Origin of the sequence: Haloferax sp. AB510 (assembly GCF_024136985.1) — an archaeon.
Lineage (GTDB): Archaea > Halobacteriota > Halobacteria > Halobacteriales > Haloferacaceae > Haloferax.
This window is the reverse complement of record NZ_JAMYJY010000104.1, coordinates 1-12,949: the sequence shown is the minus strand read 5'-3', so window position 1 is coordinate 12,949 and position 12,949 is coordinate 1. Positions and strand designations below refer to the sequence as shown.

13 protein-coding genes and 1 pseudogene are annotated in these 12,949 nt (G+C 68.1%); 7 read left to right on the top strand and 7 right to left on the bottom strand.

What is annotated here, in order from left to right:
• A pseudogene (locus tag NKF06_RS16620) lies at positions 1-155 on the bottom strand (phosphomannomutase); the annotation flags it as partial.
• Positions 156-341: 186 nt separating this feature from the next.
• Between NKF06_RS16620 and NKF06_RS16615 the strand changes: the two are divergent.
• Entirely contained in the window at positions 342-626 is a 285-nt protein-coding gene (locus NKF06_RS16615; RefSeq protein ID WP_058827001.1) for an acylphosphatase, read from the top strand.
• A 76-nt stretch (positions 627-702) separates the two neighbouring features.
• A complete protein-coding gene (locus NKF06_RS16610; protein WP_058567456.1) occupies positions 703-942 on the top strand; it encodes a hypothetical protein in 240 nt (79 codons plus the stop codon).
• A 62-nt stretch (positions 943-1,004) separates the two neighbouring features.
• On the opposite strand, the gene NKF06_RS16605 is transcribed toward NKF06_RS16610, so the two are convergent.
• The 5 genes from NKF06_RS16605 to NKF06_RS16585 form a co-directional block, all read right to left on the bottom strand.
• Positions 1,005-3,515 (bottom strand): MMPL family transporter, encoded by a 2,511-nt coding sequence (locus NKF06_RS16605; RefSeq protein WP_253246042.1) that lies wholly within the window; start codon positions 3,513-3,515, stop codon positions 1,005-1,007.
• Positions 3,516-3,518: 3 nt separating this feature from the next.
• Positions 3,519-5,087, bottom strand: coding sequence for a COG1361 S-layer family protein (locus tag NKF06_RS16600; protein ID WP_253246041.1), 1,569 nt, complete (start codon positions 5,085-5,087; stop codon positions 3,519-3,521).
• 187 nt (positions 5,088-5,274) lie between these two features.
• A complete protein-coding gene (locus tag NKF06_RS16595; protein WP_058826998.1) occupies positions 5,275-5,718 on the bottom strand; it encodes a hypothetical protein in 444 nt (147 codons plus the stop codon).
• 346 nt (positions 5,719-6,064) lie between these two features.
• On the bottom strand, positions 6,065-6,889 hold the full coding sequence (locus NKF06_RS16590; protein ID WP_253246040.1) for a DUF429 domain-containing protein: 825 nt from the start codon (positions 6,887-6,889) through the stop codon (positions 6,065-6,067).
• Positions 6,890-6,929: 40 nt separating this feature from the next.
• A complete protein-coding gene (locus NKF06_RS16585) occupies positions 6,930-7,607 on the bottom strand; it encodes a winged helix-turn-helix domain-containing protein (protein WP_058826996.1) in 678 nt (225 codons plus the stop codon).
• Between the two features lie 368 nt (positions 7,608-7,975).
• On the opposite strand from NKF06_RS16585, the gene NKF06_RS16580 reads away from it, so the two are divergent.
• The 3 genes from NKF06_RS16580 to NKF06_RS16570 all read left to right on the top strand — a co-directional run bounded on the left by NKF06_RS16580 (position 7,976) and on the right by NKF06_RS16570 (position 9,940).
• Positions 7,976-8,407: a DoxX family protein gene (locus NKF06_RS16580; protein WP_058567461.1), complete on the top strand. Its 432-nt coding sequence runs from the start codon at positions 7,976-7,978 to the stop codon at positions 8,405-8,407.
• 201 nt (positions 8,408-8,608) lie between these two features.
• Complete coding sequence (locus NKF06_RS16575; protein ID WP_253246039.1) at positions 8,609-9,190, top strand: flavin reductase family protein; 582 nt, start codon at positions 8,609-8,611, stop codon at positions 9,188-9,190.
• Positions 9,191-9,286: 96 nt separating this feature from the next.
• Positions 9,287-9,940, top strand: coding sequence for a hypothetical protein (locus NKF06_RS16570; protein WP_253246038.1), 654 nt, complete (start codon positions 9,287-9,289; stop codon positions 9,938-9,940).
• Between the two features lie 67 nt (positions 9,941-10,007).
• On the opposite strand, the gene NKF06_RS16565 is transcribed toward NKF06_RS16570, so the two are convergent.
• The gene (locus tag NKF06_RS16565; RefSeq protein ID WP_253246037.1) at positions 10,008-10,448 is read right to left on the bottom strand and encodes an SRPBCC family protein; all 441 of its coding nucleotides are present in this window, start codon (positions 10,446-10,448) and stop codon (positions 10,008-10,010) included.
• A gap of 644 nt (positions 10,449-11,092) precedes the next feature.
• Between NKF06_RS16565 and mvaD the strand changes: the two genes are divergently transcribed.
• Positions 11,093-12,067, top strand: a complete 975-nt coding sequence (mvaD, locus tag NKF06_RS16560; RefSeq protein ID WP_253246036.1) for a phosphomevalonate decarboxylase MvaD — start codon at positions 11,093-11,095, stop codon at positions 12,065-12,067.
• 66 nt (positions 12,068-12,133) lie between these two features.
• Positions 12,134-12,949 (top strand): FAD-dependent oxidoreductase (locus NKF06_RS16555; protein WP_253246035.1); only part of this gene is annotated, 816 nt, incomplete at its 3' end.

Below are 12,949 nucleotides of genomic sequence, written 5' to 3'. Positions count from 1 at the left end.
CCGGTTGTCCGTCCGTCGCGGCCGACGACGAACTCGGCGGGCGCGTCCGATTCGAGCGCGGCGAGGCCGGCGGCGCGGCCGACGCTGAGGGCGAGTTCCGGCGTGACTCGCTCCGTCGCGCTCCCGCGGATACCGGCGGTGCCGAAGAGTTCCATAGTCCAGCGTTGTGGGGGTCGTACTTAGATGCTGACGGTTCGCGGGATGCGTGCGAGGCGGGCGCACGGGGCGGTCACGGCGGTCGCGGCGGGGGATAGAGCGACGGCGACCGGACCGCCGGAGGAGACGCCGAACCGACCGCCCGAGGCAGCACGCCTTTGGCGACGGACGACGAATCGGGAGCCATGAGCGAACACGGTCGAACCCGCGCGCACGTCTACGTCTCGGGACACGTACAGGGCGTCTACTACCGGGCGACGACCCGCGACACCGCCCGCGACCGCGGCGTCGACGGCTGGGTGAAGAACCTCTCGGACGGCCGCGTCGAGGCCGTCTTCGAGGGCCCCCGCGACGACGTGGAGGCGATGGTCGAGTGGTGCCACGAGGGGAGTCCGATGGCGTCCGTCGAGGACGTGGAAGTCTCCTACGAGGAGCCGAACGGCGAGACCGGCTTCCGCGTCGAGCGCTGACGAGAACCCGACAACCGGCCGATAACATCAACGAGACGGCCAAATCGTTCAAGCGGGGTTCGGGGGACCTGTCCCCATGCGCTTCCGGAACGACACGCGGGGAATCGGCGTCGCCAAACTGTTTTTCACGCTCGTCACGAGCGTCGGACTCGGCCTCTCGATGGGTACCTCGTTTCTCATCGTCCGCGGGCCGTTCCTCGGGGGGCCGTCGCTCGACCCGTTTCCGATGATGGCCGCGCTCGCGGTGTTCATCGTCGGCATCGTCGTCCTCTCGTGGGGGTCGACGCGGCTGTTCGGCGTGGGTACCGGGATGTGAGCAGGAACAGGAATGCGAGCAGGAGCGGGAATACGAACAGGGCGTGAGCGTGGACGCGACTCTCAGTCGGCGGTCGCCGCTGCGCCGGACTCGCGTTCGACGCCGCTGAGGGGAACGAGCGGGTCGTTGCCGCTGAAGCGGTCCCAGAGGACCAGCGCCGAGGGTAACACCAGTAGCGACGCGAGGAACGAGTAGACGATGCTCGCGGCGGTGAGCAGGCCGAACTGGCCGAGGACCGAGAGCACCGCGAGGACGAGCACACCGAGGCCGAAGACGGTCGTGAGCATGCTGCCCGCGAGCGCGCCGCCGGTGCCGCGGACTGTCCGGTCGAGCGCGGTTTCGAGATCGTGGTCGGCGCGCTCGTCCACGAAGCGGTGGACGACGTGGACCGAGTAGTCCACGCCGAGGCCGATAGTCAGCGCGAGCACCGTCGCAGTGAAGGCGTTGAAGGAGATGCCGGCGAGTCGCATCGTCCCGGCGACGAACGTGACCGCGACGAGGATGGGCACGAGGTTGGCGAGCGCGAGCGACGGGCGGCGTTCGAGCCACCAGTAGACGAACACGAGGAACGCGCCGGTCCCGGCCATCGAGATGGCGAGGCTCTGCACCGCGGAGTCGAGGATGAGGTCCGAGATGGCCGAGAAGACGACGACCGCGCCGGTGGCGGTGCTCGGACCGCGGAAGCGCGCGGCCACCTCGCGGGCGTCGGCGACGACCGCGTCGTCGTCCGCGTCGGCTCGCACGCGGTAGTCCACGCGCGAACTCCGGTAGTCGTCGGCGAGATACGCGCCCGCGCGGGCGGCCGAGTCGGTGGCGAACAGCGCGTCGTACACCTCGGCGAGGTTGCGGTCGGGGATGCCGTCGCCGTCCCGGTCGTGGCGGGCGACGAGCGCGGCGAACTCGGGGTTCTCTCTGGCCTCGTCCTCGATGACGGTGAGGACGCTCGTCGAGTCGGCGCGACGGTCCTCGACGATGAAGGTGTCCGGCGGGTCCTGTGCGACCCGGTCGAGCGTTTCGAGATAGGCATTGTCGGTGGGTCGGCCTTCCAGATACACCGTCACGACCCCGCTCTGGGAGGACGAAAATCGTTCTTCGAGGAACTCGATGTCGGCGACGACGCTGTAGTCGCCCGGCGCGAAGGGCTCTGGGAGGGATTTCAGGTACGCCGGGGCCTCCGCGGGCGGCAAGAAGTCCTCCTGTCCGAACTCGGTGTCCACGCCGGTGGCGTACCACATCGCCGATCCCGAGAGGACGAGCGCGACGACGAGGACGACGGCGGGGGCGCGGAGGGCGGGCGCGACGCCGACCCGGAGGATCCTCCCGAGCGAACTCCCCTCGCGGCCGAGCGGCGACTGGCTGAACGTCGGAATCGGGTAGCGCTCGCGGAGCCTGTCCACCTCGACTTTCGTCGCCGGGAGGAACACGCCGAACACGAGGAACGTGAAGACGATGCCGATGGCCGCGACGACGCCGAAGTCCCGAATCGGCGTGAGGTTGCTCACGAGGTTCGAGAGGAAGCCGATGACGGTGGTCGCGGTGACGATGAAAAACGCCACGAGGAGCTGGTCTGTCGCCTGTCGCATCGCCTCGCCGACGGCCAACCCGTCGGCGCGGTCCTCGCGGTAGCGGTTGACCGCGTGGATGCCGAAGTCGATGCCGACCGCGAGGAGTAGCGGCGGCACGGCGATCATAATCTGGTTGAACGGGATGCCCGCGAGGCCAAGGAAGCCGAACGTCCAGACGACGGCCATCCCGAGCGCGGCGGTCCCCAACAGCAGGTCCACGAGGTCGCGGTAGGCGACGACGAGGAAGACGAGGATGAAGACGACGGCCGCGGGCACGACGAGGATGAGCGAGTCGGCGATGACCGTCCCGAACTCGTCGGCGATGACGCCCGACCCGAAGACGGAGATGTCGCCGCCGACGGTGGCGACGACTCGCGCGGCGGTTCGCTGAATCGGGGTGAGCGGGCTCTCGCCACCCTGCCCCGCGCCGGTCTCGTCGGCCAGCGGAATCGAGTGGGTGACGACCGCGATTGTCGCCGACGCGCTCGCCGCGGTCGGGTTGAAGTCGTCTGCGAGGAGGCCGGTAAAGCGCTCGCTGTCGGCGTTCTCGCGGACCGCGGCGGCGACCTCACGGTCGGTCGCGCGTTCGAGCGCCGCAATCTGCTCGTCGAGGTCGTCGGCGTCGGGGTCGATTGTCTCTGCGACCACGGAGGCGGCGCTGGCGGTGCCGACGACGCGGAGGTCGTCGCGGTCCGAGAGGCGCTTTTGCGCTTCGAGCATCCGCAGGAGTTCGCGCCTCGTCAGGACGTTCGGCGCGCGCTGGATGAGTTGCGTGCTCCCGGTCCCCGCCTCGAAGCGCGGCGAGAACTCCTCGGAGACGCGCGCGAACGCCTCCTCGGCCGGCACTTCCTCGGCGAACTGCTCGGTCCCCGCCTCGGTCGAGACGGCGCTTAGCCCCGCCCCGAACACCAGCGTGAGGGCGAGAAAGACGAGGATGACGCGCCGCGAGCGGTTGACGATGCGGTGGTCGACCCAGTCGACGAACCGCTGGAACTCCAGTCGGGCCACGGCTCAGCGCCGCCCCCGCCGGCGGACGACGAGGAAACCCGCGCCGCCGACCGCCGCGAGGAGGACCGCCGCGCCGACGAGCGGGGCCGAGAGACCGAACGGGAGGCCACCACTGTCTTCGGGGGCCTCGACTCGGACGGGCACGCGGTAGGCGTCGGAGATGGTCGTCTCGCCAGCGCCGTCGTCGTAGCGGAAGTCGAGTTCGGCCGGGTAGTCCTTCTCCAGCGCGCCGCGGGCGGCCGACACGTCGAACACGAGCGTCGCCGACTCGCCGGGCGCGAGTTCGTCCACGAACGCCTCGGAGTCGGCAGACGAGAGGGGGTCTTCGAGGTATATCTTCGCGGAGATGTCGGTGAGCGTCTCGTCGCGGTCGTTGACGACCGTCACGCGGAGTTGTCCGTTCCGGCCCGGCGCGACGGTACCCTCGTCGACGGTCACGCCGAACTCGGGGGTCGCGGCGGCGACGGCGACCCGAAGGTCGATGTCGTCGCCGGTGCGCCGGTCGCCTCCGGCGTCACGGTAGGCGACCGTCGCGGTGAACTGCCGAGGGCCGGCGTCCGCGTCGTCCGAGATTCCCACATCGAACGAAAACGGGACGCGCTCTCCGGGTTCGAGGTCGCCGAGGGCGAACTCGGTCTCGGTCGCCGTCGCGCTCCCCTCGGGGAGCGAGAGCGTCACGACCGCGTTGCGCGCGAGAGTCGTTCCGTCGTTGACGACGACGCCCTCGATTCGGCCCTCGTCGCCGACGCGGAGCGTGCTCGTCACGTCCGCAACCGAAAAGGACTGCTTAGGCGAGGGGATGAACCCGGCAGCGAGGTTGGGGTACTGTCGGCGTGCGCCGTCGGGGTCCTCGTAGGCGATGGCGACGCCGAGGACGTAGCCGCGGACGGACGCCTCGGAATCGAGCGTGGCGTCGTAGACGAAGGTCCGGTTCTCGCCGGCAGGCCAGTCGACGGCGAAGCTGCTCGCGGTCTGTGCCCCGTCGAAGCTCACGTCGGCCGACTGAGCGGTCACCGCGACCACGGCGTTCCGCGCGTCGAGTTCGCCCGTGTTCTGCAGGGTCAGCGCGACCGCGCCGCTGCCGCCGACGGGGACCGACGAGTCCGCGCCGACGACGGCGAACCGCACTCGCTCTTCGATTCTGATGGGCACGTCGAGGCGGTAGACGCGGCGGTGGGCGTTGTCGAACTCGTAGAACACGTCGAGGCGGAGGTTGTACTCGCCCGCGGCGACGTTCTCGGGGGCCTCGACCCGGAAGGCGACCTCGCGGGTGTCGCTGTCGTTCATCGTGCCGACGAACAGGTCGCCGGTCCTGACGGTGAACGGCGTGCTGCGCGGGTCGAGCCTGACGCGGACGTTATCGGCGGGCTTCGCTACGTCCTCGGTGTCGACCGGGTCGTTGGCGAACACCACTCGTACCGTCGTCTCGACGCCGGGTTCGACCACCGGGTCGACCACGTAGGCGCGGAAGACGGGGACGTTGTTCGGTTCGGCTTGCTGGCCGGCGACGGGTGTCGGGAGCGCGGCAAGGACGAGCAGTACGGCGACCAAGACAGCGGTGTAACTCTTCATCGTGAGTCCCGGCGGGCGGCACCGACGGCGTCCGGGTCCGCGGTATCGGCGCGGGGGCGGCGACGGACCGACCCAACTGGTCCCTGATACGTCCCCTGCGGAGAAATACGGTGTTCGGCCTCCGCGAGACTGTCAGCCGGGTGAGAACGTTCGCGTCGTCGGTTCCGGTGACCTCACCGGTGACGACTCACGCGGTCCGGTCGACGCCGAGTTCGGCCATCGCGCGGACCACGACGTGGGCCTCTACGAGGTCGCGTTCCTCGACCATCGGGTCGTCGGCGTCGTCGATGACGGCGCGGGCCTCGGCGAGCATGCGGTCTTCCTGTTCGGTCTGGTCTGGTTCCTCGCGGGTGCTGTTCAGGAGCGCCTCGAAGTCCTCACGGATGCTGAAGTCCGCACGGGCGACGTTGCACCGAGAGAGGGGGTGCATGCCGAGGTCCAAGACCAACTCGGTGACGAGTTCCCAGTCGCTCTCGCAGAACTGGAGCGTCACGTCGCCGACGATGTCGCGCCACGCGATGGGAGCCGCGTTCTCCATGAGCGTCACCGCCCGCGGCGGGACCGCGATGCGGGCGACCGTCTTCGGGTCGTCGCAGAGACAGCAGGGCTGGTCCGTCCTGCCGGTGTACATACGCGGGGTTAGGATGGGTCGTAGATGTAGCTTCGGGCCGGAGACGCGAGGCTCGGAATCAGACGGGAACAGGGCTACAAGCCGGTTGGAGCCGACGCTCAAGGCGTTGAAACGGTCGGGTTCGAGCCCGGGGCGGGGACATCGAACCCGAGTAGAGGCAGCGGGAGGCGCGACCGACTGCGTGCTGGCACTGAATCACGCATTGGGCTGGGCTGGGTATTCTGTGGTGGCGACAGTGGTCGCGCCACTTACTCGATTGAACACTGTACATAAATATCTTCTCCTCTGAGAATACCCACTACTATTGTTGGCTATATACTAGTGTGTTTCAAGATATCACAGATAGTTATGCGTGATTGTCAAACCCAAAATCCGCCCCGAGAGCCTTCGTCGGAACGCGAATCGCCATCTCCAGTCCGGCGGCGTCCCGCGGCGGGTCGCTCGGGAGCGTTGCGAGGGGTCGCCGGGCTGCGGCCGCGAGGACGAGCGCGTCGAGCACGTCGTCGCGGGCCACGTCGCGACGGAGCGTCCGGTCCAGCGTCTCGCGGTAGGCGCGCTCGGCGTCGACCTTCGGCGCGTCCGTCGCGTCGGCGTTCGAACCGTGGTCGCCGGCTCCGTTTCTCTCCTCGCCTCCGGCGAACGCCGTCCGAAGCACGTCGAGGCGGCGAGCGCGGCCCTCGGGCATCGATTTCGAGTCCGAGAGCGGTTCGCCGGCGAAGGCGGCAAAGGCGAGTTCGGGATGGGATTCGAACACTCGGTCTCTGGCGCGCGGCGTCTCCCGGAGGACGGCGTCGACCTCGCGGATTTTGGGCACGAGGTGCCACGCCTGAATCGAGAGTCCCGCCCCGGTCCGCTCGCGGTTCGCCGCGCTGGCCGCCTCGTGGGAGTCGGCGTCGAGGACGGCGCGGACGGGGGCGAAGAAGACGGTAGCGCGCCGAGCGCCGAGCAGTTCCCGAGCCTCGCGGTCGCATGCGCGGCGGTCGGAGTCGGGCAGGCCGATAGGGATGTCCACGAGTACCCGCCCAGCGTCCCGCTCGCGGGCGAGTTTCCAGACGGCGGCGAAATCAGAGACGACCCGCACGGAGAGACCGCCCGTGTCGGCGACGGCGCACACCCAGCCCGACCGGCAGCCGTCGACGCCGATAACGGGGGAAACGCATCGCTGTGGCACGAGTCGAGTTACGCCGTCGAGCGAGAGAAAAGCTCTGGGTTCAGGAATCGAGAGCCACAGCGGTCATCTGCCGACAGGTGTCGCGCAGTTCACCGAGCGTCACGTCGATGCTCGCGTCGAGCGAGACGAGCAGTTTTACGCCGTCGTTGAGCGGTACCCTGACGATGAGTGCGTCGTCGATGGCGAACGCGACGAGCTCCGGACCCCCGATTGGGAGGTCTTCGAGCGGTTGGTCGATAGCCTCCTCGTTCGTGAGCGTCGCGACGAGCGTCTTGACGGTGTCTTCGTCGTAACGGTCGAGAAGCGACTGCTCGAAGAAGCGAACCCGCGTCTGAACCGGCTCGCACCACACGATTGCCCGGAGCGCATCTCCGTACGCTTCCTGTAGACCAGATGATAGCTCTGGCGCGGGGAACTCACCCGATTCGACGACGGTAATGTCCGCTTGTTGGTCGAGTGCGACCCGCTCGTAGGCGAGTTGGCCGAGGTCCGTCAATCCGTAGAGTCGCCCTTTCTGCTGTGACTCGGGTACCAACAGTTCGACGATGCCCCGCTCCCGCAGCTCGGAGAGCGCTCGAGACACGTGCGGCTGTGCGAGGTCGGTCTCCGCGGCGATTCGAGAGGGCAGTCCCGAACCGTGCTCCGAGAGGTACCGACACACGGCCAGTCGGTACCGGGAACTCGCGATATACCCCGCGGAATCCCACGTCTCGGTCATAAATGAGACTCTCCGCTGGTTGTTTTCATCATGATTGACACGTCCCGTACTGATATGCAATGGCAAGCGGGGTATATCTTTCGAGGGTCGGACAATACTACCATATACGTACCATATATCGGCTGAGAACGGGACGCACTCCCACTTACTTGCCCAGAGTGTGACGATTCAGTCACCGAAGACCGAACTCTTTGCGGACGTACCAACGTGGAGTGACGCCGACGTAACCGGATACCTGCACGGTTACCCGGTGACATGTATGTCAGCAAACACATATATCAGTTCGGTCTCGTACCAGGTAACGCAATGATAGTAGTACCCCCGACGACGGACCGCCACACGACCACCGACGCGACGGAGGTGCCGAGATGAGCGTCGCGCTCCAGTTCGCCGCCCCCGGCGCGGACATCGCGTTCCTCCTCGCGCGCGTCCTCTTCGGCGCGGTGCTCGCGTTCATGGGACTCAACCACTTCCTGAACCTCGACCACATGACCGGCTACGCGGAGATGAAGGGTCTGCCGGCACCCCGCCTCGGCGTCGTCGTCTCCGGCGGGATGCTCGTGTTCGGCGGTCTCGGTATCGCCCTTGGCGTCTTCCCCGCGCTCGCCGCCGGGGCCGTCGCCGTCTTTCTCGTCGTCGGAACGCCGGTGTTCCACAACTTCTGGGCGGTCCCCGAGGACCAACAGGAGTCCGAGATGACCGGCTTCCTCAAGAACGTCGTCATGCTCGGCGGCGCGCTCGTCTTCCTCGCGCTCAGCGGGACGACGTGGTCCTACGCCATCGGCCTGACGCTGTTCTGACCGCCGACGCAACTCACGACACGAACCCTGACGCGCGTTCCGACGCGACCTCGACGGACTCCCGAGGCGTCACCGCCCCACAGATTCATCGGCGTCCGAACCCACCATATACCCATTCGTGACCGACGCAATACCGGATTCGACACATCCTCGTCACCTGCCGAGTAGCCGATTCCGACCGCCCGCGGCGGGGGGTCGCTGATGGACGGCGCGCCCGACGCCTTCGGCTCCCCGTACCGCCTGCTCTCGGGGGCCGTCGTCCCGCGCCCCATCGCGTGGGTGAGCACCCGCGGCGACGACGCCGACAACCTCGCGCCGTACAGTTTCTCCACCGTCGCCAGCGTCGACCCGCCGGTGCTCGTCTTCGCGCCGGTCGGCCGCGGCCCGTCGCTGAAGGACACGCCGCGAAACGCTATCTCCCGCGGCGAGTTCGTCGTCAACGTCGTCACCCGCGACCTCGTGGAAGCGATGAACGAGACCGCCGCGACGGTCCCGCCCGGCGTGGACGAGTTCGAACACGCCGGCATCGAGAAGGCCGAGGCCGTCCGGGTCGACGCCCCCCGTGTCGCCGACGCCAAAGTCGCCTTCGAGTGCACCCTCTACGACAGCATGGAGGTCGGCTCATCGACGCTCGTCCTCGGCGAGGTCGTCCACGCGCACGTCGCCGACGAGGTGCTGACCGACGGTAAACTCGACACGAGGAAACTCGACGCGGTCGGCCGCCTGGCGGGCAACGAGTACGCGACGACCGACGACCGGTTCGAACTCGTCCGCCCGGACTAGCCCCTTCCGACGGAACCGCTCCGACGACCCGCCCGTTATCGAAAATTGATAATGGGGCGCGAAGATTTATCGCGGGATACGGAGTCTGTCGAACCAATGAGCGACGTGTCGTTGTCGAGCGTACTCTCGTTTCTCGAAACCGATGACGCCGCGACCGTCGTCGAGCGGGTCCGCGCGACCCGTGGGGAACGAACGAAACGGAGCGTCCGCGACGGGCGGACGTTCCTCTTTGCGGCCCCCGAAGGCGAGTCACAACCGACCGAGGTCGTCTGGATAGACGTGGAAGCCGCGTTCGACGCCCGGAGTGTCGAGGCGTTCGCCGAGCGCTGCGACGACCGCGGCATCGACGGGACGCTCCTGACGACCGGCGACGAAGCGCAGGCCGCGGAGACGCTCGCCCTCGCGTTCGCGACCGACGAGCAGCTCGACGAGCCCGACGAGGACGGCGACCGGGCGCTCCTCGTCGACCCCGACGAGGTCGAACGCCCCATCGACCTCGTGGCGCTTCCCGACCTCGTGGAGGCGCTCGAAGACGCCGACCTCGACGAGGACATCATCAACGAGTACCACGAGCCGCACGAACCGGAGTTCGAGGACATCGTCGACGAGATTGACGCCGAGGAAGCCCGCGCTGCGGCCGAGGCGGACGCCGCGTCGGACGCGGGGTCCGGTCGCGCGCTCGCGCTCCTCGTCGCGGCCGTGGTCATCGCGGCGGTCGCGGCGGCGTTCGTGCTGTTCGGGCCGTTCTGAACGGCGTTTGGGGTCGCTTACTCACACATTCTGTCTTCCCTGCGACCTGTCTTCCCTGCGACCCGTCTCACCCGCGAGCGCGACGCTTCGCGAGCCGCTCGATTCTGCGCAGCGCGAGCGCACAGACCGCGGCGTACGGCCCTGCGAGAACCGGCACTTCGAACGCCGCCTCGCAGCGGTCGGCCCCGACCGACTCCACGCGGTGTCCCGTCGCCGGAATCCCGGCCACGTGCCACGTCCACCGACGGGACTCGTCGTCGCACGTCTCGATGCTGAACGGCACCCAGACGCCGGCGACGCGGACCTCGCCGCGACTGCCTGCCTCGATGCGCCCGTCGACGCCGCGGACGGCCGACACGCTCGGCCCCCAGTCGGGCCAGTCGGCGACCGACACCAACACGTCCCACGCCGCCGCCGCGGGAGCCGAAATCCACCGGGAAACGACCAGTCGCCGCCCCTCAGGCGTGCGCTCCACCCGTGTTCGAGTTCGGCTCGACTCACCCCTCATATCTCCTAGTATGCTAATAAGTCGTAATATAATATCGCCGAAATCTTTATCCGCGAACCGTGGTAGCAATTACCAAGGCAACACATGAGCAACACAAGTGACCGCCCGAATGCGACGATGCGAGACGTCAGCCACACACCGCCGACAGGCGAGAGTGTCACGAACGTCTGGGAGCGAGGACACGAATCCGAGTCCACAGAATAGCCGGGCAGAACCAATCGCACGACGACGAACAGCAACGAACCACACGCATCGAATCGACCAACCAGCCAACTAATCGAACCGTAACGAACCGACCGAACAGCAACGAACCGACCGCATCGTAACGAACCACTCGCACCGAACTCGACCAACCAGCCAACCAATCGAAACGAACCCAGCGAATCAACCACGAGACAGCCAACACGATACAACGACCCACATAACCGACCGATCGACCGACTGCATCGAACTCGACCGCCTCCCGCTGGAGAGGGAGAACGTGCGTCCTTCCTGCGCACCGTTGCGACCGACTCGCGCCGGCCGTTTCGTCGGCGCGCACTCGATTTCCGACCGACTGTACCCGTCCGACCGGCTGGACTCGTTACCCGCCGGAGCCGACACCTATCGGGACGTTTAACCCCGAGTCCGACGGGCGTTCGAACATGAAGGCCACCGCCAAGGCTCACCCGATTCAGGGCCTCGTGAAGTATCACGGGATGCGAGACACGGAACGCCGGATGCCGTACCACGACAGCATCAGCGTCTGTACGGCACCGAGCCACACGAAGACGACCGTCGAGTTCCTCCCCGACGCCGACGAAGACGTCTACGTCATCGGCGGCGAGGAAGTCGAAGGGCGCGGCGCGGAGCGCATCCAAGCCGTCGTCGACCGGGTCCGCGAACTGGCCGGCTTCGACCACCGCGTCCGCCTCGAAAGCGAGAACTCCTTCCCTTCGAACATCGGGTTCGGCTCGTCGGCGTCCGGGTTCGCCGCGGCCGCGATGGCGCTCGCCGAGGCGGCCGGCCTCGACATGACGCGCCCCGAAGTCTCGACCATCGCCCGCCGCGGGTCGGCGTCCGCCGCTCGCGCCGTCACGGGCGCGGTGTCGCACCTCTACTCGGGGATGAACGACACCGACTGTCGCTCCGAGCGCATCGAGACCGACCTCGAAGACGACCTGCGCATCGTCGCCGCGCACGTCCCCGCCTACAAGGAGACCGAGCAGGCCCACGCCGAGGCCGCCGACAGCCACATGTTCCAGGCGCGGATGGCCCACATCCACGCCCAGATAGACGACATGCGCGACGCGCTGTACGACGGCGACTTCGACGCCGCCTTCGAACTCGCTGAGCACGACTCGCTGTCGCTCGCGGCGACGACGATGACCGGCCCCGCCGGCTGGGTCTACTGGCAGCCGCGCACCATCGCCGTCTTCAACGCCGTCCGCAGGCTCCGGAACGAAGAGGACGTGCCGGTCTACTTCTCGACCGACACCGGCGCGAGCGTCTACGTCAACACGACCGAGGAGCACGTCGACCGCGTCGAGGAAGCCGTCGCCGACTGCGGCGTCGAGACCGACGTGTGGGGCGTCGGCGGCCCCGCCGAAGTGCTCGACGAGTCCGAAGCGCTGTTCTGAGCGGTCGCGAACGCGCCGGCTGCACCCGCCGTCACCCTCTTTTCTCTCGCGCCCTACCCGTCAGTCATGCGTGTCCTGGTTCTCGGTACCGGGTACGCGGGCCTCACGCTCGCCCGCGACCTCGAACGCCGACTTCCCGCCGACGCCGACCTGACCGTGGTGAACGACTCCCCCCACCACCTCGTCCAACACGAAGTTCACCGCGCGATTCGGCGGCCGGCGGTCGCCGACGCGATTCAGGTCCCCCTCGACGAGGCGCTCGACCGCGCCGAGGTCGTCGTCGACCGTGTGACGGGCGTCGACCGCGACGCACGGACCGTCCAACTGGCCGAGGGCGACGCCCTCGACTACGACTACTGCGCGGTCTGTCTGGGCGCTGAGACCGCCTACCACGGCATCCCCGGTCTCGAAGCCCACTCGGTCCCGCTGAAGCGCGTCGCCGACGCCGAAACCATCCGCAAGCGGTTCCTCGACGACTGCGACGAGGGCGGCACCGTCGTCGTCGGCGGCGCGGGGCTGTCGGGCGTGCAGGTCGCCGGCGAGCTCGCCGCCCTCCGCGACGAGGAGGACGCGCACGCCGATATCGTTCTCGTCGAACAACTGGACGCCGTCGCGCCGTCGTTCGCCGAGTCGTTCCAGCGGGCGGTCCGCGACGAACTCCTCGACAGGGGCGTCGAGATTCGGACCGAGACGACCGTCGAGTCGGTGACGGGCGCGACCGTCGCGACCGACACCGGCGACATCGACTACGACCTACTCGTCTGGACGGGCGGCATCGCCGGCGACGACGCGATGGGCGGCGAGCGACCTCCCGTCAGGGCGGACCTCCGACTCGACCGGCGGACGTTCGTCGTCGGCGACGCGGCCGCGCGGTCGGACGCG